Genomic DNA, 23,165 nt, shown 5'->3' on the forward strand with positions numbered 1-23,165 from the left:
GAATTTGATATTCAAGTAAACTCCGTAACCCGTTGCGCGGTCACGACCTTCCGAACCACCAGCGCCTACAGGCTTTCCGGTAACCACGTGAAGATTGCTAGAACGCTCGTTGGGAGACTTGGTAGACATATAGGTGTCCAAAATCCAAGCCATCGTTTGAGGGTTAGTATTCACATCAGGAGCAGGAATATCCAACTCGGGCCCGATGTTATCCCCAAGTGCATAAGTGAAACGTCGGGTGATACGCTCCAGTTCGGATGCTGAATACTTAGACGGGTCTAACTGTATCCCTCCTTTGGCGCCTCCTAAGGGAAGTCCTGCCAATGAGGTCTTCCAAGTCATCCACATCGCCAAAGCTCGCGCTGCGTCGATGTCTACCGTAGGGTGATAACGAAGCCCTCCCTTGTACGGTCCTAAGGCATTGTTGTGCTGTACACGATAGCCTGTAAATACCTCGACCTCTCCATTGTCCATCTTTACAGGAAAGTGAACCACCAACTCGTTGTTGGTGATACCAAGTATCTTGCGAATGTTAGAGTTCAACCCGATGATATCGGAGGCGTGATTAAACTGACGCATCACATTATCGAGCATACTCTGCTTCTTTTGTTGTTCTTCTTTTGCAATCATCGTTTTGTGTGTTGTGTAATATTTAATAGATTAATTTTTCAACTTATAATCTTTTAATCAAACCCAAATCAGGTCTTAGATCAACTACAAAATAATTTAAATATTATCTATATTTGACATTCCAATTCTTTTTTTAGAGACATACCAATCATGTATTATAATTTCAAAAATCTGCTTTTTAAAGACGGTTTTACAGAGCCCAATGGCAAAAGTGTCTACTACAACCTCTACAGCGCATTGAAAAATGCTATAATGAGTAAAGAAATACCTGATAATTTTAAGTTACCTCCTTCCCGAGTACTGGCAAACGATTTGAATTTATCTAGGAGTACTGTAATCAAGGCTTATGAGCTACTTGTATTAGAGCATCTGATTGTCTCTAGGCAAGGATCGGGTTATTACACCAACAAACTTCAGGACAATCTCGATCATAGAGAGGGAATAAGGCTTCAAAAAAAAAGCCCTAAGGTATATCCTAAAATTTCCAAACTCGGCAAATCCTTTATTCAGCATTCGGAATTCAATGTGGGAGAAACTTATTTGGAACCGGTTTGTTTCAGACCCGGCCTACCTCCTTTAGACCTGTTTCCCACAACGGTATGGCAAAAACTGACCAACGAATACTGGAAACACGTAAAATACTCCGATTTATCTTATTCCGATTCCCTCGGAATGGAGCCGCTCCGAACCAATATTGCAAAGTACTTAAAAATTTACAGAAACATCACCTGCGACCCCGATCAAATTGTAATAACTACCGGCTCTTTGCACTCGCTCTACTTGATTTCTACAGCCCTGCTAAACGCCAACGATCCGGTGATACTCGAAAACCCGACATACAAAAAAGCCTACAACCTCTTCAAGAGCTTAAAGGCCAATGTTCAAACTGCAGGTTTGAGTGACGACGATTTTGACATCTCTTCGCTAAACGAAATAGCCGCTAAGCTGTTGTACGTTATACCCTCTAACCAATATCCTTCCGGAAAGAGAATGTCGCTACACCGCAGAAGTGAATTGTTGGATTTTGCGACGAAAAAAAACATTCTCATAGTAGAAGATGACTACGACCACGAATTTAGCAACTGGGACAACCCTATTTCATCCATATTCAGTCTAGACATCAACGACAGCGTGGTTTACCTCGGAACTTTCAACAAATTGCTACACCCTTCACTGCGTTTGGGTTATATGATTATTCCCAAATTCCTGATTAGCCCTATAACCGCAATAAGCAAACAGACGTTTCGGTTTGTACCACCAAGTCTACAGAATGTAATGGCAGAGTTTATCTCACACGACTACCTAAACAAACACCTCAGAAAAGTAATCAAAACCTCCAACCAGAGAAAACAGGTATTTATCAATCACTTCGAGACCTTGTTTAAAGACGAGATAAGCCTAGAAGTAAACAATACCGGACTACATGTTATCGCCATACTAAAAGACGAGGTCAAAGATTTCGAATTCTGTAATTACCTGTTGAAGAACAACATTATCACCTTCCCTTTGAGCAGTTATTACGTAAGCGAAAACTACCGTAGAAACGGACTGGTAATGGGGTATTGTTCGGTAAATAAGACCTGGATAAAGAGAAACTTAGACAAGATGCACACCCTTTATTTTCAATACTTATCAGAAAATACCTGAGCACAGGCGTACAATACAAGCTTGTTGTTAATCTTCGGAGACCTTAGGGTCGTTCAGTTTCCCTACCGACTTAGCCACTACAGTAGCTACGGCGGCATCACCGGTAATATTAATGGTAGTTCTGCACATATCCAATATACGATCTACCGACAGTATCAACGCAATACCCACAGGAAGTTTTTCCGGAGGAAAATTGATGGATTGCAACACGATAATAAGCATAATCATTCCCACTCCCGGTACACCAGCAGTACCAATAGACGCCAGTAATGCTGTAAATACTATGGTCAGCTGATCGCCAAAAGTGATGTCAAAATGCAGGGCTTCGCAAATAAAGATGGTAGCCACGGCTTGGTAAAGACTGGTACCGTCCATGTTTATAGTAGCCCCTACGGGAAGTACAAAGCTACTCACCTCTTCATCCACACCTATATGTTCGTGTACCCTTTCCATATTTACCGGAAGGGCCGCTGCACTCGAACTGGTGGAAAAAGCGAGAAGTTGTACAGGACTCATCTTTTTCAAAAACCAGATGGGGTTCTTTTTAGCATACAGGCTTACCATAAGCATATACACCACCACCATCAATGCCAAACCGGCAAGTACTGTAAACGAATACTTGAGTAGTGCCAGCAATACATCTACGTCGTCGGTGCCTACCACCACATTGGCGAGCAGGGCAAATACAGCAATAGGTGCTATTTTGATAATCAGATCTACCATTTTCAACACCGCATCGTTAAGACTGTCGAAAAAGCGCTTAAGAGGAGCTGCCTTCTCATCCCCTATAATCAACAGGCTAATCCCGAGCAGCATCGTAAAGAAGATGACTTGCAGCATTTGGTTGTTGTCTCCCAAAGCCGAAAAAATATTATCCGGCACTATACTCACAAGGTATTCTACAAAGTTGGTGTCTTGAGCTTCACTGTCGCTTATCCTTTGGCTTACTATACTAGTGGTCTCCGCATCGCTAGTAAGCTGTGCGATAGTCTCTTCTGATATTCCAGAGCCCGGTTTTACTATATTGGCAATAGTTAAACCTATCACTATGGCACAGGTTGTAGTAAAGATGTACAACGCCATAGTGCGTATCCCAATACTAGACAGCTTGGAGATATCTTGCATATCGCAAATCCCCTTGATAAGTGAAGCTACTATAAGTGGGATGGCTATCAGTTTCAACAAATTGATAAACAACTCACCAAAAGGATAAATCCAGTTTTCTATAAAGGGTTTTCCCCAATCAAAATTTGCTAAGAGGGCACCAAACACACCTCCTAAAACCATTCCTATAATAATCTGCCAATGTAGTGCTAATTTAATTTTCATGTTGTTTTGATATTGCTATTTATTCCAAAAACTTACCCCTGCTTTTCCCATTTGTAAAAAGCAGGGATAAGCGGAATTCCACAAAGATAATATTATCTTTATTTCTTTAACTGCTTGTTAAAAAAATCTACAGTCGCCTTACTTATTTTTAACAAATTTTCATGTCGCATCCAGTGGTGAGTGTCGTTGGGAATAATCAGGCTTTCGAAATATACTCCTTTTCTTTTCAGTCGCTGCGAGAGATCTACACTGTGTGAAAACCCTACATTGCGGTCTTCATCGGCGTGAATCAAGAGCACCGGAGAAGTCCAGTCTTTCACATATGCATTGGGAGAAGACTTCCAAGAAACGCGATCTACGAGTTCTTTATCGGGTGTACTTTTATAAACAGATTTCGGCACCCTGTTATGCACTCCGTGTATGTCTACTCCGGCAGCAAACAAATCTGAATTTTTACCGAGAGCCAGTGCGGTCAGGTATCCACCATAAGACCCACCATAAACTCCTATTTTTTTAGCATCTACGTCTTTTTGTTCCGCCAACCACTCTCCTGCAGCCTGTATATCCTGATATTCGGATGCTCCGTATCTACCGGCTTTTTTAGGGTTGTCGAAGTCGTAACCATATCCTATACCGAGCCTGTAGTTTACAGAGAGTACCACATAACCTTGATTTGCCAGATACTGGTTTAGGGCATAGGTGTGTGCGTAATACCCGCGATGATCCCAAGCCAGGAACATCTGTCGCGAAGGTCCGCCATGTATAAACAGTATAGCAGGTTTTTTACCACTGCTGTTTTTACTTTTAAACAACTGCCCGTGTACCTTTGTCCCATCTTTAGATATGATAATTACCTGCTCTGGTGTCACCATCTTGTCCTGAGGCAGTGTAGCTGGTATATTTTCGGCAGCTATAAGCGTTATTTTGCCGTCTTTTAAATATGCAGGCACTGCAGGACGGCTGGTGGTTGAGCTCAGGAAGGCAACGGTATTCTCCAGAAAAACCGGACTTGATTCCACACCCTCTCCTTCGGTCAGGAGAGTCATATCGGCCTTGTTTACAGATACTATACCGATATGCCTTCTATCTATATCTTTCTCATCTTTACCGGTATTTGTACTAAATATCAGCTTATCTCCTTTTGCATTCAGGCTCACCTCTTCTACCATAAAATTTCCGGGAGTGAGCAATAGCTCTTTCCCTCCACTTGCAGGCACCGAGTACAAATGTTGTCTGCCGTCTAAATAAGATCGGAATACTATACTGTTGTTGGCTGCCCACTGTATTGAGTTTCCTACAGCATTTTTAAACCCAGCTTTACGTGTTTTTGGAGCCTTCCAAATCACCTTAGACCCTTCCCCGGAAAGATCGGCAACCCTCAGTTCCCAAACATAGGAGCTGTACTTCAACTTCACATTCCCCGGTCTTCGTACAAAGACCAGCGATTTGCCGTCGGGAGACCATTTGGGGAACATATCTCTTGAAAAATCGGGAGAAACCCACTTGAGCGAACGCGCCCCAAATTCGTATACCCCGATAAAAGAATGCGTCCCTCTGTGGGAAGTAAATGCTATTTTTTTACCGTCTGGCGACCAGCTCAAATGCCTTACATTTCCGTTATCTGCAAAGAGTTTTCTCGCCTCTCCACTGCCATCGATATTCACTACCCATCTTTCGCCCAATTTAGTAAAGACAACCTTGTCGCTATTGGGTGACACTGAGATAAAGCTTCCTCTTTCCGACAGTAGCTTTGGCTCACCTCCGGCAAAAGGCACGCTCCACACCTGTACTGCAGCTCCATCTACATCGGAGGTCGCATTTACCGGTTGCGAGCCCGACCAGTTACCCCCGTGGTCTCCACCTCTTACGTATACCACCCATTTTCCGTCGTTGGAAATAGATAGTTGAGTGATTTCCTGCCCGTCGTCTTCGAGATAGGGAGTCAATCGCCTCGGCTTAAAATCGGGTGCTTCAGCCACATATACATTTCGCTTCCCTTCTTCGTTGAAAGTCCAAGCGAGCTTGTTGTTACTACTAGTCAGGTTTCCCGGCTCCGGATAGCTCAAAAAAGCATCTAGGTCAGTCTGCCCAAACAGGCAGCTTATTCCCATAAACAGGAATACGCTAAAGAGCATCTGCCTTAGGTGTAAACTGTGATTGTTCATTTTTTAAATTTTGGTTTAATGTTACTTTTATTACTTATTTAAAGAAACTCCCTTCTTTTAAATCAACTTGAGCTGATTTATAATATTCTGGAGGGAATCTTTGGCATCTCCAAACAGCAGGCTACAGTTGTCCATACCAAAAAGATCATTGGAGACCCCTGCATAGCCCTTACTCATTCCTCTTTTCATAACCACTACCTGTTTGCTTTGATAAGCTTTTACAATTGGCATCCCGAATATCGGACTGTCGGGGTTATTTTCTGCAGCCGGATTTACCACGTCGTTTGCCCCGATAATCAGCACTGTATCGTAATGAGCCATATCGCTATTTACCTCGTCCATTTCTTTCAGGTGCTCGTAATCTATATTAGCTTCTGCCAGCAAGACGTTCATATGTCCGGGCATTCGTCCAGCAACGGGGTGAATGATAAAATCTACTTGGGTCTCTCTCTTTGCCAGCAATTGCTGCAATTGTCCGCAGAGGTGTTGTGCTTGCGCCACTGCTAGTCCATAACCAGGAATTATGGCTATCTTACTGGCAAAAGACAGCTGCATGGCAGTTTCGGAAACAGTGATTTCCTTGATATTTTGAACTTCGGTATCGGCGCTTGCCTTAGTCTTTTTAAACTTCCCTGCAAGTACTTTTATCAGAGATCTGTTCATCGCCTTACACATCAAGAGGGTAAGCAAAATACCCGCTGCACCTACAAATATACCCCCTGAAATCATCGCCTTGTTTCCGTAAACAAAACCTGCAAGCGCTGTAGCTATACCGGTTATAGAGTTTAAGAGTGAGATTACCACCGGCATATCGGCACCGCCTATAGGTAGAACAAATACCACCCCGTATACCAGAGCGATAATCGCCAACGCGTAGGCAGTAGACTCAAAAGAAATAGGTAACAGCCCTACAAAATACAGAAGGGGTAACAACAAAATAAGCCCTAAGAGTATTCTAGAACCGAATACAACGGCAGCTCCTTTGTTGTCTTTGGTTTTCCCTGCGAGTTTGCCGTAAGCTATCGCACTCCCGGAAGCGGCAACAGCCCCGGTAACCAATCCTAAGAGCAATAAGAGTTGCATTCCGATGTTCGGATCGCCTATTCCCTGTTGTTTGGCTTCTACAACGCCCAGTAACACGGCACATCCACCTCCGGCACCGTTAAACAGCGATATCAATTGCGGCATAGCAGTCATTTCCACCTTGTCGGCCATCAACTTCCCTATCACAGTTCCCAGTACAATGGCCACAGCAATAACGATGATATTTGTGGTCGGTACGGTTTGTGTTTTAAGGGCGATAAACGTACATAAAACAGCGAGTATCATTCCTATAGCTGCCACGCTATTACCCAGTCTAGCACTCTTTGGAGAACTCATAAACTTCAATCCACCCAAAAAGGAAACAGTGGCTATCAAATAGCCTACATCAACTAATACGTTCATCCTTGCCTATTTTTTGGTATTGAACATTTTTAACATTCTTCCGGTGACAAAAAAGCCTCCGGAAATATTCAGTGCACCGAAAAATACGGCAATTCCGCCCAAAGCGAGAGTGACGTAATTGGTGGGAGGAACCTGAGATATCATAATCACAGCACCTACCATGATGATTCCGCTAATCGCATTAGCTCCCGACATCAAGGGAGTGTGAAGAATAGCCGGAACATTGGCGATTACTTCTATACCGATAAAGACACAAAAGATCACAAAATATATGATCTCAAGATTATTGTGGATAAATTCCATAATTAAACACGTTCTGGTTTGTCAGTTAATAAAGGGTTAGTTATAACTCCGTTGCCAATCACCCTGCTCTTATCCAATAAGAGGTCTTCTTCTTTGGTCGATTGAACTAGGTATTTCAAAAAGTTAAAATAATTGGCAGACAGTAACTGTGAGGCGGCTTGCGACACCTCTCTCGCCAAATGCGAATCGCCTACCACGGTCAATTCGTTGTAGGTAATTGTTTTTCCGGCTTCAGTCACCTCGCAATTTCCTCCCTGTTCGGCGGCCATATCTACAATCACCGATCCGGGATTCATAGCATCAACGGTTGCCTTTGCGAGTAACAAGGGGGCTTTTTTTCCCGGAATATTTGCGGTACAAATCACAATATTGGCATTGCGTGCGCGATCGTGAATGAGTTCCTTTTGCTTTTTCAAGAACTCTTCAGATTGTGCAATGGCATATCCACCTGCATCTTTTGCCTCCTGCGCTCCTTCTACCTCAACAAATTTAGCTCCGAGACTTCTCACCTCTTCTTTGGTAGACGACCTGACATCGAAGGCCTCTACTACAGCACCCAGTCTTCTTGCGGTTGCTATAGCCTGCAAGCCTGCTACACCTGCCCCTAACACCAGTACTTTGGCCGGGGTAAGTGTTCCGGCCGCAGTGGTAAACATAGGGAAGGAGTTTTCGTAATAACCCGCCGCCTTGAGTACTGCCCTATAACCAGCAATAGATGCCATAGACGATAATACGTCCATTGATTGTGCCAGAGTAGTACGGGGCAACAGATCTAAGCTGTATACCGTTGTATTTTTACCGAGATACTTTTCGGTTCGCTCGGGGTAAAACAACATATTGAATATCCCGATCAATACTCGCTGCTCTTCACCAGGAGTAAAGCCTTCAATCTCGTTAATAGTCAAAAGTGTATCTGCAGTACTTAAAACCTCCGCTCGAGATTGCATTTTAACTCCTGCATCTACATAGGCACTATCCGAGATTCCCAAATGCTTCGCATAGCCTTCTTCTATCAAGACCTCCAGCGACAATTGCTTAATAAGGAGTGAAGCTTCTTTGGGTAAAAGACATACCCTAGTTTCAAATTCCGGTTCCTTTACCAGTCCTATAGTTTTCACTTGATATTGGTTAATTTGGTTTGTGGTTTTTAGTTCTTAGTTCGGAGTTCTTAGTTAGTAGTTTGTGGTTTCAAACTACAAATTCATCTACTTTTCGTTTAATTTCAGTGCTTTTCCGGGTAAATTGCCCTGCCATTGGCCGTCTTTTATAACCAGTTTCCCGTTTACAATAACATAAGGAACTCCTGAGGCGAGCACTTCTCCGTTGTCGTAGTTGCTGTTGTCTTTGATGGTGTTGGGATCAAACAATACAACATCGGCATAATACCCTTCCTCTATGGCTCCCCTGTCTTTTATATTCAGTGTTTTTGCCGTGAGATAAGACGATTTGTAAATGGCTTGAGAAACAGACAACACTTTGTCGTCTAAGGCGTATTTTCTGATTTTTCTGGCAAAGGTTCCAAAGCCTCTAGGGTGGCCACTACCTCCGTCAGAGCCTGTCATCACCCAGGGTTGAACCATAAAGTTGTTGATATCTTCGTCTTTCATCATAAACGAATGTACCGAAGGCAGACTGGTAGAACACACTTTAATCACCACTTCTTCGGGCGATATATTCCACTGTTCAGACAGATCTTGAAGCGATTTTCCGTGTAATTCCTTATTTTTTTTACTGGCCAAAACCAACTTAGAAGGATCGGCAGTTCTCGCCTCGATATTTTTGGCAATTCCTTTTAGTATGGAATCTCTCAACTCCGGTTGTAGAAATCTTGCTCGCATGGCCTTAATCCCCCCGTCTCTTACCCAGGGTGGCACCAAGGCCGAGCTAAGTCCGGTTCTCGACGCCTCATAAGGATACTGATTGGCAGTTACTTTAAGTCCTTTGGCCTGCGCTTTCTCGATCATATCGATCAATACATCACTTTTACCCCAGGTTTTTGGCCCAGACACTTTGATATGCGAAATATGGGCGGGAATTCCGGCCTCTTCAGCTATTTTCAACACCTCTTCGGTAGAGGCTACCACCCCTATGCTTTGCGAACCCTCATCTCGTTGGTGGGTGTCGTAGATACCACCGTGTGAAGCTGCCACCTTAGCAAGGGCCACAACCTCATCCAGCTCTGCGTAGTTCCCGGGAGTGTAGAAAAGTCCTGTAGAAAGTCCGAATGCTCCTTCCTTCATCGCGCGATCTACCATATTTTCCATGGTCTTTAATTCGTTTGCTGTAGGCTGTACATCTTCATCACCCAGCACATTTCGCCTTACAGTATTATGCCCAACAAACAATGCGGCATTGGGGCCTATCCCGGTTTCTTTCCATTTGTGCAGGGTTTCCCCTATAGGCCAAGGGCTACCTCCGTCGTTACCTTCAAAAACGGTAGTTACTCCTTGCATTAGTGCTCGGAGAAGCGCGCGTTCTTTCTCATCCTTGTTATTTAGCTGACGTTTGTAATGTGTGTGCGGATCGATAAATCCCGGCGATAAGTATAGCCCAGTACCGTCGATAAGTGTTTTAGCTTTAAACGATTTCGTCGGCTCGCCGACATAAACAATGCGTTCTCCTTTTATCCCTACATCATACAGTACCGAATCTTTTCCGGTACCGTCGAAGACATAGGCTCCCTTGATCAGGATATCAAGCTTTTTAGGTTTGTTGTCTTGAGCCCGTACCGACAGCGACAGCAGACAGACTGCCATCGATGCCAATAAGTGCATGGTAATACGTTTCATGTTTGTTAGTTTGTGTTTAGTGTTTGTGTTTAGTGTTTGTGTTTAGTGTTTGTGTTTAGTGTGAGTTTGTGTGTTTGTTATTAATTATTGAATTAGTACTAATTAGTATCTGGACTATCACCTATATCGTGTGATATTTACACTAAATTACAACTTCAGCTTTTCTACAAAATCGAAATAAGCTTTGGCCACAGATTCAGCAAATATAGTAGTATTTGCTCGTGAATCCCTAGCTTTTCTATAATGCATTTCTATTTGAAACCCAAATACATTAGGATTGTCGGCCGAGGTGTACCTTCTGGTGTTGTATCCTCCGTTAAAAAAAGCCTCTCCCGCCACCGGATGAGGGTCTTGTTTGGCCGGGGTAGCAGGAACACCTTGGTTGTTTACTAAAGTTCCAAAGGCATTTTCACCAAAGAGCAACTCCCAGATATCTGCATCGGGGTTCTTTTTTAGGTAATTTGCCATAGAAGATTTAGCGGCATATTTTTCGAGATCTTCTTTTTTATAGGCCTTTTCCAAATCCTTTCTCCCGAGAGAATATCCGAGCTCTAAGCGCTGATTGAGGTGGCCGTGCCCATGCAAATCGATATAGAGGGCGTAACCGAATTGCTTTTCGGCGTGATCTAAAGCAGCATCGGCGGCATCGTGAAAGTTATACCATGCCTCCTCTCCCTTGGGATCTCCACAAACATATTTAAGCGCCCTGTTTTGGTCTACCTTACGGCGAGCCACGTGATTGATAACCATATAGGGCCGCTTATTGTATTTTTTCACAAAAGCATCCTGAATATAATGGGCTACTTCTACGGTATAGCTGTCAGTTCCTCTTACGATCCGCCCTGCATTATCCTTACAAGTACGGTCGGCCATTCCCTTGGGTCTTTTTGTACCTCCGTGTGGAACCGTGATAACCAGCGGAATGTCTCCTACTATAACCTCTGTCCATTCCCCATCGTCGAAGTGAACCTCTCCCACTACCCACTTGGAAGTGTCCAAATTCATAGTACTCTTCTGCGCCCGAACGGTTGTTAAACTCAACAGGCCTATCATCAACATCAGTATCGATCCGATTTTTATATGCTGTAATGTTTTCATTCTCTATTTAAATTGGTGACAATTGTCTTGTTTTTTTATCTGGTTTCTCTATTCTCCTACTGTAATCAGGTCGAGTTTTATATAGCCTCGATAACCTTCTTTAACTTCAATCACCTTAAAGGCGGCATAAAGGCCTTCCCGGTATCTCGATTTAAAATAGATCAGTTCGTTTTCCTTTAGGCGTCGCAGACGATTACTACTCGGTCCGTGCGATGTCAGTTTGTAATCGGCTCTGTCTTTTACTACTTTCAAACCAGTTTCATAAGCTTCTTTAAGCTCGCCCACCGTCTTTATTTTTTTAAAGGTTTTTTGGTTTTCCTTAGTATCCGGAAGAGCGATAAAGGTTCCTCTGTTAAGTTCGGTCCACTTGTGGAGACTCTCTCGATATGTCTTTCCGAAATAGTCTCTTTGGCGTGAAGATACTGATATAACATTCGATTTGGTGTTTTTTCCATAACCGTAAAGCATATCTATTTGCTCCTGAATATCTGTAGCTTCGTCTAGGGTATACACCTTCCCTTTTTGAAGGTCTACAAAACCGCCATAAGGTGCAGCGCCACTCTTGGCACCCTGTGCTCCTACCATTATCTTTTTTCTGTGCACCGGCTGATCGTCTTGCGCCAAAGCCGGCAAAGACAATAAACAAGTGGTCACAAAGGCTATAATACTGTTGTTTAATAGTTTCATTATTGTTTGTTGTTTGTGGTTTAGTTACTCGCGGCTACTTTAAATTCTATTTTAACCTGACCGGCATATCCTTTGGTGATACTGCTTATACGTCCTATGGCGAGAATTTCCTGCTCCTCCGAATCTACCATAGACAGTATTCCCTTTTCTCTCGAATTGATGAGGAGGAATACAATATCACCTTCTTTAAAGCCGTAAACTCGTGAATTTGGGCCGTGAACGGTGCGCTTGTAGCCTTCTCTGTTTCTCACCTCTTTCAGTGCCTGTTTGTAAGCTTTTCTAAGGTCGATATTGGTTTTGATACCTTTAAACCTCTTGCTGTTGTCGCTGTTCCCTTCCAACAGTAACAATGCACCGTAATTTTTGTGAGCCCAGTCTTCAAAAACTTTCTCTTTGTAAGTCTTTCCAAAAAACTTCAGTCCACTACTGGCCGGAACCATCAAGTTTCCTCCTGTCTTACTGCCGTAGGTATACACTAGATCGGCTTCTTGTTGATGAGCAGAAGCCTCCTCTAAGTCCATCACTTTTTCAGCTTTCAAATCGGCAAAATTGCCTTTGGTCGCCTTTATGCCATGTGCACCCAATACCAAGGTAAAGCTGTTGACATCTGCTTTTTCAGCTGAAGGGGCTTTAGCAGGAGTTTGGCCTATAAAGTGATCGTACAGTATGGCAGTAATACGAGATCTGAAATCGGGATCAGACAACTCAAATCCACTAGCCATCATTACCATACCGAATTTTTTTTCAGGGTCAAACATCATAGCACTCCTCATACCATAGGCGGTACCTCCGTGCCCTATGAGGTCTACTCCCGGCACAATTACCTTGTCGTGCCTCAGGGCAAAGCCGTAGTGCCTGAGACTGTCCATACGAGCGTGAGGTTGCTGCATCAGCTTGGCGCTCTCTTCAGAGATGATTTGCACACCGTCTAGACTACCGTAGTTCATATGCATCATCATATACTTGGCCAAGTCGGGAGCAGAAATCTTCATATTTCCGGTGGGCGACAATTTGGCTGCGCTATAACCCATTTTGTAGTTTTCAAGCCGACTTCTAAGCGAACGATAGGCCGCGGTAGATTTTTTGTTTTTACCGGTTTTAGTGTCATAACGGTAGAGTTGTGCAAATTTACTGGCATCCATCTCTCCTGGAAGATAGCCCCCGTAGAGTTTTAGAGGATCTAAAATATGTTCTTTGATATACAAGTCAAAACGCTGACCCGACACCTTTTCTACGATAGCTCCTATGGTATTGTAACCCAGGTTGCAGTATCTGTATTTTGTTCCAGGAGCGTAATCGGCATAGCTCTTTGCCCAATCGGGATTGGTCTCGGGATTGATGATGTCGAGACTGCTGTACTTCTGTTTATCGGTAAGCGAAGAGGTGTGAGACAACAACATCTTCAAGGTAATCGGCGTATCGGGAAAATTGGGGTTGCGATAGGGAAATCCTATAAGATCGCTCACCTCATCGTCTAACGACAATTTTCCCTGCTCTACCAACTGCATAACTGCGGTAGCTGCAAAAGACTTTGAAAGCGAAGCAATACGGAACACATCGTCCTTCTCCAAAGGTATTTTTGCTTCCAGATCCTTCCATCCAAATTGATTGGCATAGATTATCTCATTGTCTTTTACCACAGCCACCGCAAGGTTTACCGCGTGGTAATCTTCCATTTCTCTTTGGAGTTGCTCTTCAATGCTCTGGGCGTATGTGGCTGTTTGAAAAGCGTATGCCACAGTCATACAAAGCAGCCATTTTCCTGTTTTTTTTAATATGCTCATTTTATCAATATGTTGGTTTTATTCTGTGAATCGCAAATTGTAGACAATTTGCGATTAGAATTAATTTATGGTTCTACCGCAGTTTTAAAATCGATAGTTATTTCTCCACCGAAGCCTTCTTTTAAATTAACTACGCGCCCTACAGCGAGAATTTCCTGCGATTCCGGGCTAGTGATAGACAGTATTCCGTTGTCTCTTGAATTTACGAGCATGAATACGATATCCCCTTCTTGCAAACCGTAAATCCGAGAATTAGGACCGTGTTTTACGCGCCTATAACCTTCTCTGTTTTTCACATCTTTTAAGGTCTGTGCATAAGCTTTCCTCAGGTCGAGATTAGTTTTTACCTTTTTAAACAACTTGTTGTTCTCTTCACTTCCCTCAAGAGCCATCAGCGATCCAAAATTTTTGTGATACCAGTCTTCATATAAGTTCTCTCTGAGTTTCTTTCCAAAAAGTCGCACACTCTCGCTGGAGGGAAGCATCAGGTTGGCAGCTGTTGTCTTTCCGTAGGCATACAACAAATCTGTTTGCTGTTGATGAGCTGAGGCTTCTTTTAAGGTCATCACCTCTTCCTTCTTCAAATCGGCAAAATTACCTTTGGTTGCTTTGGCACCATGGGCACCCAAGATCAAAGTAAACTCATTGACTCTAGCTTTTTTAGCCGAAGGAGCTTGAGCAGGAGTATGCCCTATAAAGTGATCGTACAGTACTGTAGTAATACGCGATCTGAAATCAGGGTTCGACCCCTCAAAACCACTTGCCAACATAACCATTCCGAATTTCTTTTCAGGATCGAACATAAAAGCTCCTTGAAAACCGTAGAGGGTTCCGCTGTGTCCTACCACCTCTACCCCTGGCACTATAATCTTGTCGTGACGCAAGGCAAAGCCATAATGTCTTAAACTATCCATACGGGCATGGGGGTACTGCATCTGCTTGGCACTTTCCTCAGAGATAATTTGCACACCGTCTAGATTGCCGTAGTTCATGTGCATCATCATGTATTTAGTAAGGTCGGAGACCGAAAGTTTCATATTTGCAGTGGGCGACAGTGTAGAGGCGCTGTATCCCATCTTATAATTTTCAAACTTGGGTTTGAGCGAGCGGTATGCTGCCTTAGCTTTTTTATGTGTTTTAGTCTTGCTGTTATAGCGGTAGAACTGTGCAAAGCGAGTGGCGTCGAGCTCGTCGGGAAGATACCCTCCGTACAAGCCGAGAAGATCTAAAATGTGTTTTTTGACGTATTTATCAAAACGCTCACCAGACACCTTTTCTATGATGGCTCCCATGGTGTTGTAACCCAGGTTGCTGTAATAATACTTTGTACCCGGAGCGTATTTGCCAAATCCTTTTGCCCAATCCGGATTGGTCTCAGGGTTGATAATATCCAAGCCTTTAAAAACAGAGGTGACCACCAATGAAGAGGTATGCGTAAGCAACATTTTTACGGTGATGGGAATATCGGGAAATTTAGGGTTGCGAAAAGGAATCCCAAGCAAATCGCTCACATCGTCGTCTAAAGACAGTTTCCCCTGCTCTACCAATTGCATAACCGCAGTAGCCGCAAAAGATTTAGACATAGAAGCAATCACAAAAAGATCGTCTTTCTCCAGCGGAATCTCCTTCTCTTTATCCTTCCATCCAAAACTGTTGGTATAGATAATTTCATTGTCTTTTACAACAGCTACTGCAAGGTTTACCGCGTGGTATTCTTCCATTTCCTTTTGGAGGTGTTCTTCAATGCTCTGTGCATTTACAGCGGTTTGAAAAACACATAGGGCAGCTGTACACAGTAGGCCTTTTAGTATTTTTTTAAATATTTTCATTCTATCAATTTTTTGGTTTTATCCTGTGAATTGCAAATTGTAGTACAATGGCAATGCAACGTCTCTACAATGGCATTGCATTTGTTTGGCGGGGTTTTATCACAGTCCCAGGGTATTGGCAAAATTATAATAGGCTCTACCAAAGGCCTCGGCAAAAAGCTTCATATTGGCTTTGGAATCTCGTACCTTTCTGTAATTTGATTCAATCTGAAAACCAAAAACATTGGGATGCTCAGACGAAGTATATCTCCTAGTGTTGTAGCCTCCACTAAAAAAGCGCTCATCACCTACCGGATGCGGGTCTTGCATGGCCGGAGTGGCGGGAAGTCCTTCTTTACTTATAAATGCTCCAAAACCCTGTGCTCCAAAAAGCAATTCCCATATATCCGTATCGGGATTTTTCGCGATGTAGTTGGACATAGAAGACTTAGCAGCATACTTCTTCAAATCTTCTTTTTTAAAGGCTTTCTGCAATTCCTCTTTAGTGAGATTGTAGCCCAATTCCAGTCGCTGATTCTCATGTCCGTGGGCGTGAAGATCGATATAGAGTGTATGCCCAAATTTCCTCAAGACATCGGCTATGGCCGAATCGGCAGCAATATGGAAATTATTCCAGGCTTCTTCTCCTTTTTCATCGCCACACACGGCTACGATATCTCTGTTCTGATCTACCTTGCGACGGTGTACGTGATTAATTACAAAATAGGGGCTCTTATTGTATTTTTCCAAAAATGCATTTCTTATTGCATGCGCCATATCTGCGGTATACCTATCCCATCCTCTCACCAAACGTCCTTGCTCGTCTTTACAAGTGCGATCGGCCATCTCTTTGGGTTTTTTAGTACCCGAATGTGGCACGGTGATTACCAGCGGAATATCTCCCGCAATCACCTCTGTCCACTCATGTTCGTCAAAATGTGATTCTCCGGCTTTCCAGTTCGGAAAATCAAGTGTAATAGATGTATTTTGCGCTCCGGCAACCGCAACGCTCAACACGGCCAGCAGCGACATTATTACTAAACTTTTTATCTTGTGTTTCATTATTTTAGTTGTTTAAAGATTGGCTGAATGTTCTAAAAGGCCGTCTTATATTTAATTACTCTCGCTAATCAAATCGATTTTTATATAGCCGTTATAGCCCTCCTCAACTTCGAGAATCTCAAAAGCAGCATACATATCCTCATCCCTACCGTAAATAGACTTAAAATAGATGATATCACCTACCTTTACGGTTCTCAAACGGTTTATAGACGGTCCGTGAAGGGTACTTTTGTAACCCGGTCTGTCTTTTACCGTTTTAGCGGCCTGGACATACGCCTCTTTCAATTGCTCGGCTGTCTTTATTTTTTTGAACTGTTTGCGCAATTCTTTATCAGCCGGAAGCGCCACAAACGACCCTCGATTGAGCTCTGTCCATTCATGCATTCTTTTGGTGTAACGAGGACTGAAATAGTTTCTGGTATACGAAGAAAGAGAGATGATATTTCCCTTGGTTTTTTTTCCGTATGAATAGAGCATGTCGATCTGATTTTGAATTCCAGAAGCCTCGTCTATACCGTATACTTTTCCTTTCTTCAAATCTACAAAACTACCGTGCTCTGAACGCGTACCTTGCCCGCCTACAGTTATTGTCTTCCGGTGAACAGGCTGTTTGTCTTGTGCCGAACTAGGTAGGGAAGACAAACAGATCAGTGAAAAACACAGTACATTGATAAATAGCGTTTTCATAATTGTTGTGTTGTTAATAGTTTAAGTCGGCAAATATTTATACTGCCCATTAGGGCTCTACTGCTGTTTTAAAATCTATGGTAATCGTACCCCTATAGCCTTCGTCAATACTCCTCACACGTCCAACAGCGAGAACTTCCTGTTCTTCCGAACTGATATACGACAGTATCTTTTCATCTCTGGAATTGATGAGTAGGAATACGATATCTCCCGGCTGTAATTTGTAAATACGGGTATTGGGTCCGTGAATAGAACGCCGATACCCTTCTCTTTTATCAACCTCTTTCAAGGCTTGGGCATAGGCTTCTCTCAGGTCGATATTGGTTTTGATATCCTTAAACAATTTGCTGCTTTCCCGGCCGCTTTCCAAGGTGAGTAGTTCTCCCAAATTTTTGTGATCCCAAGCTGAATACACTTTCTCCCTATTGGCTTTGCCGTAAAATCGTAAGGATCCACTAGCGGGAACCATCAGAGTAGATCCGGTCGATTTTCCAAAGGCGTATACCAAATCTGTTTCCAACTGATGTGCGGTGGCTTCTTTTAGGTTCATCACCTCCTCTTTTTTTAAGTCGGCAAAGCTCCCTACACCATTCTTGGCACTTTGAGCAGACAGGGTCAATGAAAATTCGTTCACCGGCACTTTTTCGGCTGTGGGTGCCTTGGCCGGAGTTTTCTTGATAAAGTGATTGTACAGTATAACATTAACTCTAAATCTAAAAGTAGGATCAGCGGGAATAAAGCCATTGGTAATCACTACTATCCCATACTTTTCTTCGGGATTGAACATCATACTGCTGTTGAGTCCGTGAGCCGAACCAGTATGCCCTACTATATGAGCACCGGGAATTACAGTTCCGTCGTATATCCCCAAAGCAAAACCGTAGTCGGAGTTTTTGCGTATAGGAGTCTGAGGCTGTTGCATTTGCTTAGAGCTCTCTTCTTTTAGGATTTGTACACTATCTAAACTACCGTAGTTCATGTGCATCATCATATATTTGGCCAAGTCGGTAGCCGACAGCTTCATACCTCCGGTAGGAGAAAGTGCAGCGGCGCTATAACCAATTTTATAATTCTTTAGCACCTCGGCATAACTTTTATAGGCCGCAGCTTGCTTCTTGTACTTTCTGGTCTTCCAGTTATAGCGATACAACTGTGCAAAACGGCCAGCATCGAGCTTCTCAGGCAAATAACCTCCATAAAGTCCGAGAGGATCTAAGATATGCTCTTTGATATACAAATCAAAACGCTGACCGGACACCGCTTCTATAATAGCTCCAACGGTATTGTAGCCTAAGTTGCTGTATTTGTACTGCGTCCCCGGAGCGTAATCGGCATAGCTCTTTGCCCAATCTTCATTGGTTTCTGGATTGATAATATCTAGACTCCCGTAACGCTGTTTGTCGGTAACCGAAGACGTATGTGTGAGCAGCATTCTCAAGGTGATGGGCACATTTGGAAATTTAGGATTGGAATAAGGAATCCCCAACAAATCGCTCACCTTGTCGTCGAGCGACACTTTTCCCTGCTCTATCAGCTGCATAATGGCTGTAGCCGAAAAGGATTTAGAAATAGAGGCGATGCGAAAAACGTCGTCCTTTTCTAGCGGTATTTTTGCCTCAAGATCCTTCCAACCGAATTGGTTGGTATAGATAATCTCGTTGTCTTTTACCACGGCCACAGCCAACCCTACGGCTTCAAATTTTTCCATCTCTTCCTTGAGCCGCTCTTCGATGCTCTGCGCGTAAACCGCAGTTTGAAAAACACATAGGCCTGCTGTATACAACAGCCCTTTTCCTATTTTTTTTAAAATTTTCATCATTTCAGTTTGTTGGTTGTATTCTGTGGATGCCGAACCGTAGAGACGTTGCAGTGCAACGTCTGTACTGCAACGCCTGTACATCCAAAATTTAGGGTGTTATTGCAATTTTAAAATCTATTGCGATTTCACCGTTAAAGCCCTCGGTAATACTGGTTATTTCACCTACCGCGAGAATTTCCTGTTCTTCAGAACCGATAAGTGAAAGTATGCCCTTCTCTCTCGAGTTGATAAGCACAAATACAATATCACCTTCTTTCAATTTGTTCAAACGCGCGTTGGGACCGTGGTCGGCACGGTAGTAATCTTCCCTTTGCTTCACCGCTGTCAAAGCTTTTTCATAAGCTGCCTTCAGCTGCTTGTTAGTCTTGATATCTTTATACAACTGCCTGTTCTCCTTATTGCCTTCCAAGGCTATCAATTTACCCCAGTTTTTATGACTCCAACCTTCGTACACCTGTTCTCTCAGCTTCTTTCCAAAGAAATTCAAGCCTGTACTTATAGGCAGCATCAAGTCGGCCTTTGTACTCTTTCCCCAAGTGTATACAAGATCTACGTCCTTTTGGTTGGCAGAAGCTTCTTTCAGACTCATCACTCTTCCCTTTTTCAGATCGGCAAAACCGCCATGTGTTGCCTGCGAACCCTGTGCTCCCAACACCAGTGAAATCTTATTCACATTTACCTCCTCTTTTGCAGGAATTTCAACAGGGGTTTTTTCGATAAAGTGATCGTAGAGTATGCCCAACACATGGGTTCTAAAGCTGGGATCTCCGGGAAGAAATCCGCTGCTTATCGCTACTAGTCCGAATTTCTTTTCCGGATCAAACATAATAGCACTGTTGAGTCCCGAAGCAGAACCAGTATGTCCTACGAGATCTACACCTGGAATCATTCCTCCCCCATTGTATATTCTCAGCGCATATCCGTAACTGGTCTTTGCATCTATTTTGGCATGTGGCGTTTGCATCTCTTTAGCGCTCTTTTCACTGAGGATTTGCACATCACCTAATCTACCGTAATTCATGTGCAACATCATGTATTTGGCCAAATCGGTTACCGATATTTTCATACCTCCAGTAGGTGAGAGACGTGCACCGTCGTAGCCCAATTTATAGTCTTTAAGTCGGTCGTTGAGCAGACGATATGCTTGGGTCGACTTTTTGTATTTTCCTGCCTTTCTGTTGTAGCGATACAGCTGCGCAAAACGGCTGGCGTCGAGTTCGTCGGGTAGGTAGCCCCCGTACAAACCAAGGGGGTCGAGGATGTGTTCTTTGATATACAAATCAAAACGCTGACCCGAAGCAGCTTCTATAATAGCTCCTATGGTATTGAATCCGAGATTACAATATTGATATTTGGTACCCGGAGCATAATTGGCATAGCTCTTTACCCAGTCGTCATTGGTTTTCGGATTGATGATGTCCAGACTGTAATAACGCTGTTTATCGGTAAGTGAAGAGGTGTGAGTCAGCAACATCTCCAAAGTGATGGGCTTGTCGGGAAACTTTGGGTTTCGTATAGGAAAGCCCACCAAATCGCTCACATCATCATCGAGGGATAATTTTCCCTGTTCTATCAATTGCATAATGGCTATAGCCGAAAAAGACTTGGAAATGGAGGCGATGCGAAACACATCGCCCTTTTCCAAAGGAATTTTTGCCTCCAAGTCTTTCCACCCAAATTGGTTGGTGTAGATAATCTCGTTGTCTTTTACCACGGCTACCGCCAGACCAACCGCATCAAACTCTTCAATTTCTTTCTGCAGTCGCTCTTCAATACTTTGCGCATGGAGTGTTGTATGAGCGACAAATAGCGCAATTGCACTGCAAGCCACAGCTATCCGGAGCAGTGGTTGCACAAGATTCTTTAGTGTTTTCATTGGATTTTATCGCTGGCCGGAACCTCTTTCATTTTTGGGTTGTGGCTGTTAAATTCTGTGATCATTTTAAAGGTGGAAGGAATAGAAGTCTTCAACCTTTCTACGATATCATCAGGAATATTTTGTTTAGTAAATGGCACTCTTTTTACGTACTCCTGAATGTTTCCAGCATCCCTTCCGTATTTGTAATCGTAAGTGAATTTCCCTACTTGGTCGAGAGCTGTATTTGGGTTGTCTATATTGGGTACTGAGATATAAAATTCGCTATCTGCAAACATATCGGCACTGTCGTTTACCAAATCTCTTTCTTTCAGTACATCATAAAGCTCTTTTGCCACATAAACGGCTGGGTCAATAATTTTTACATCCTCGGTCATATAATCGCGGTACACGTAATCGTCGCCATTTCCTTTGTAGTTGTACAACTCGTTGAACACCTCTTTTATAGTTTTGGTCATATAAGGATAGTGTGTACACCCGAGCACCAAAGCTTTAAGCGGTTGTGGATTTTCAGACTTTCTGATTTTTTCCATCAGGCTCACCAGGTGATAGCGTATATAATTTTCCGTATCGTTGATTTGCATGATCTGGCAATCGTCGGTGTTTTCGCTGTCACACAACATTTTGCTGTGATCAAAATCAAAATTGTACACATCGAGTAGAGTACGATCTATGGCGTATTCTTTACTGTTCAGTCCGGGTCCTCTATAGTTGTCTCTAGGCGCTGTTGCCTTTCTGTCTATAAAATCAGGTTCTCCGTCTATAGCTTCGGCTACACCGTGTCCACCCTGATTAAACACCTGAATATTCCCGGTATATCCCAGCGCTTCTTTTTGTCTGATAATGGTATTCTCATAACCTTCAGAAGCAATGGTTCCCACAGTAGCAAATACCCCTATGGCTCCAGCCTCATCTTTTTCAAATTCGGCCAATACTCCTCTGGCTCCCGCATCGATAACCCCTATTACAGGAATACCGAGATCCGTCTTTTTAAGAAAGGCTTCTATCTCTTTCATTCCGTAGGCAGTCGCTGTATTACAAGCTACTACTACAGCTTTAATTTTCGACTTGTCCTCGCTTCGTTCTTTCTTCTCTGCTGTGGTGTAATAACTATCAGACAACAAGAACTGTACATCTTTGATAATATGCTCCTTTAACAGATCAGATTTGTCGGCACTGAAATAATTCCCGTAGGGCATATTGGCCTGATCTGCCAGATAGATAAATTTTTCGTTGGTAAAGTCGAGAGTTCCGTCTTTGCCCTTCTCTCCCGATTCGTTGTTGTTTTCGTCATATCTCACCAATGCGTCCAACACGGTAAGTCCCCCCGTACCAGAATCGAAAACACCGATGGGCAGGTTTTTATCTATATCCCCGTAATTTTCTACATCGATATAGAACGGACTCTGTTTGTCGTTCAAGATTGCCAGCTCTATGGGCATATTTTCTGTCTGAGCCGACTGTTCTGTAGAAGTCTGTTGTTCACTGTTTTGCTCCTGTTTTTCTCCCGGTTTGTCCTTGCATCCAACAACCAGCAAAAGCAGGCAGACAAAGAGAGATGATAATTTTTTCATGGCTATGTAATTTATTGTGTTATACTCAATATTCAACAGGCAAGATAAGGGTTCTTCCGATCAGGTAAAAGCACAAGCACAATCCTTTTTCAACAGGTATTGTTCCCGATATCCATTCCTTTTTCAAAACTTCGCCGTTTCGCTTACAAAATTCCAAGGCGTTGATTTCTTCTGTCTGTCTGTACAAACGAATTGTGACAAAACTCTCTTCTTTAAGCGATCTAGAGGCATTTATTACCTTTTCCAGAAACATCTTTCCACTATTGAGAAACGACATCACGTATTGTACGCCCTCTGAATAGTAAAAACATTCTGAAAAGACTGGATAGGTATGCAATTTTCCTGAACTCTTAAATACTTCCATTCTTTCCTTAAAGGCAGCGATATAATCTTCCGGCTCCCTGTGTGCAATAGCTTCCATAATTTTAACGGTTTTGGTGGGTGGTTAATAAAATTGCGGG

The 23,165-nt window shown here is 43.1% G+C and carries 18 protein-coding genes; 1 reads left to right on the top strand and 17 read right to left on the bottom strand.

All coding sequences use genetic code 11. The features are described from left to right. Positions 1-630 (bottom strand): Glu/Leu/Phe/Val family dehydrogenase (locus tag ACYZZR_RS10735; protein WP_461534006.1); only part of this gene is annotated, 630 nt, incomplete at its 3' end. A gap of 150 nt (positions 631-780) precedes the next feature. On the opposite strand from ACYZZR_RS10735, the gene pdxR reads away from it, so the two are divergent. Further along, complete coding sequence (pdxR, locus tag ACYZZR_RS10740) at positions 781-2,277, top strand: MocR-like pyridoxine biosynthesis transcription factor PdxR (protein ID WP_461534007.1); 1,497 nt, start codon at positions 781-783, stop codon at positions 2,275-2,277. 27 nt (positions 2,278-2,304) lie between these two features. Here pdxR and ACYZZR_RS10745 read toward each other — a convergent pair whose 3' ends face one another. The 16 genes from ACYZZR_RS10745 to ACYZZR_RS10820 form a co-directional block, all read right to left on the bottom strand. Continuing rightward, a complete protein-coding gene (locus tag ACYZZR_RS10745) occupies positions 2,305-3,606 on the bottom strand; it encodes a dicarboxylate/amino acid:cation symporter (RefSeq protein ID WP_461534008.1) in 1,302 nt (433 codons plus the stop codon). A gap of 98 nt (positions 3,607-3,704) precedes the next feature. Next, entirely contained in the window at positions 3,705-5,771 is a 2,067-nt protein-coding gene (locus tag ACYZZR_RS10750) for a S9 family peptidase (protein WP_461534009.1), read from the bottom strand. A gap of 57 nt (positions 5,772-5,828) precedes the next feature. Continuing rightward, the gene (locus ACYZZR_RS10755; RefSeq protein WP_461534010.1) at positions 5,829-7,217 is read right to left on the bottom strand and encodes an NAD(P)(+) transhydrogenase (Re/Si-specific) subunit beta; all 1,389 of its coding nucleotides are present in this window, start codon (positions 7,215-7,217) and stop codon (positions 5,829-5,831) included. 6 nt (positions 7,218-7,223) lie between these two features. Then, a complete protein-coding gene (locus ACYZZR_RS10760; protein WP_461534011.1) occupies positions 7,224-7,520 on the bottom strand; it encodes an NAD(P) transhydrogenase subunit alpha part 2 in 297 nt (98 codons plus the stop codon). A 2-nt stretch (positions 7,521-7,522) separates the two neighbouring features. Beyond that, complete coding sequence (locus ACYZZR_RS10765) at positions 7,523-8,638, bottom strand: NAD(P) transhydrogenase subunit alpha (RefSeq protein WP_461534012.1); 1,116 nt, start codon at positions 8,636-8,638, stop codon at positions 7,523-7,525. 87 nt (positions 8,639-8,725) lie between these two features. Then, positions 8,726-10,309: an N-acyl-D-amino-acid deacylase family protein gene (locus ACYZZR_RS10770; protein ID WP_461534013.1), complete on the bottom strand. Its 1,584-nt coding sequence runs from the start codon at positions 10,307-10,309 to the stop codon at positions 8,726-8,728. A gap of 147 nt (positions 10,310-10,456) precedes the next feature. After that, positions 10,457-11,407 carry a hypothetical protein gene (locus tag ACYZZR_RS10775; protein ID WP_461534014.1) on the bottom strand — a complete coding sequence of 317 codons (951 nt, stop codon included), beginning with the start codon at positions 11,405-11,407 and terminating at the stop codon, positions 10,457-10,459. Positions 11,408-11,455: 48 nt separating this feature from the next. After that, positions 11,456-12,094, bottom strand: a complete 639-nt coding sequence (locus ACYZZR_RS10780; protein WP_461534015.1) for a hypothetical protein — start codon at positions 12,092-12,094, stop codon at positions 11,456-11,458. Between the two features lie 20 nt (positions 12,095-12,114). After that, positions 12,115-13,878, bottom strand: coding sequence for a serine hydrolase domain-containing protein (locus ACYZZR_RS10785; RefSeq protein WP_461534016.1), 1,764 nt, complete (start codon positions 13,876-13,878; stop codon positions 12,115-12,117). Positions 13,879-13,943: 65 nt separating this feature from the next. Beyond that, the gene (locus tag ACYZZR_RS10790) at positions 13,944-15,707 is read right to left on the bottom strand and encodes a serine hydrolase domain-containing protein (protein WP_461534017.1); all 1,764 of its coding nucleotides are present in this window, start codon (positions 15,705-15,707) and stop codon (positions 13,944-13,946) included. A 99-nt stretch (positions 15,708-15,806) separates the two neighbouring features. Beyond that, positions 15,807-16,748: an N-formylglutamate amidohydrolase gene (locus tag ACYZZR_RS10795; RefSeq protein WP_461534018.1), complete on the bottom strand. Its 942-nt coding sequence runs from the start codon at positions 16,746-16,748 to the stop codon at positions 15,807-15,809. 51 nt (positions 16,749-16,799) lie between these two features. Beyond that, positions 16,800-17,435 carry a hypothetical protein gene (locus ACYZZR_RS10800; protein ID WP_461534019.1) on the bottom strand — a complete coding sequence of 212 codons (636 nt, stop codon included), beginning with the start codon at positions 17,433-17,435 and terminating at the stop codon, positions 16,800-16,802. Positions 17,436-17,484: 49 nt separating this feature from the next. After that, entirely contained in the window at positions 17,485-19,335 is a 1,851-nt protein-coding gene (locus ACYZZR_RS10805; protein ID WP_461534020.1) for a serine hydrolase domain-containing protein, read from the bottom strand. Positions 19,336-19,342: 7 nt separating this feature from the next. After that, complete coding sequence (locus ACYZZR_RS10810) at positions 19,343-21,130, bottom strand: serine hydrolase domain-containing protein (protein ID WP_461534021.1); 1,788 nt, start codon at positions 21,128-21,130, stop codon at positions 19,343-19,345. After that, positions 21,127-22,704: a glutamate racemase gene (locus ACYZZR_RS10815; RefSeq protein ID WP_461534022.1), complete on the bottom strand. Its 1,578-nt coding sequence runs from the start codon at positions 22,702-22,704 to the stop codon at positions 21,127-21,129. Before ACYZZR_RS10815 ends, ACYZZR_RS10810 begins: the two co-directional genes overlap by 4 nt. A 25-nt stretch (positions 22,705-22,729) precedes the next feature. Then, complete coding sequence (locus ACYZZR_RS10820; RefSeq protein WP_461534023.1) at positions 22,730-23,125, bottom strand: hypothetical protein; 396 nt, start codon at positions 23,123-23,125, stop codon at positions 22,730-22,732. Between the last annotated feature and the right edge of the window lie 40 nt (positions 23,126-23,165).

Source organism: Sinomicrobium sp. (assembly GCA_029266035.1).
Taxonomy (GTDB): domain Bacteria; phylum Bacteroidota; class Bacteroidia; order Flavobacteriales; family Flavobacteriaceae; genus Sinomicrobium.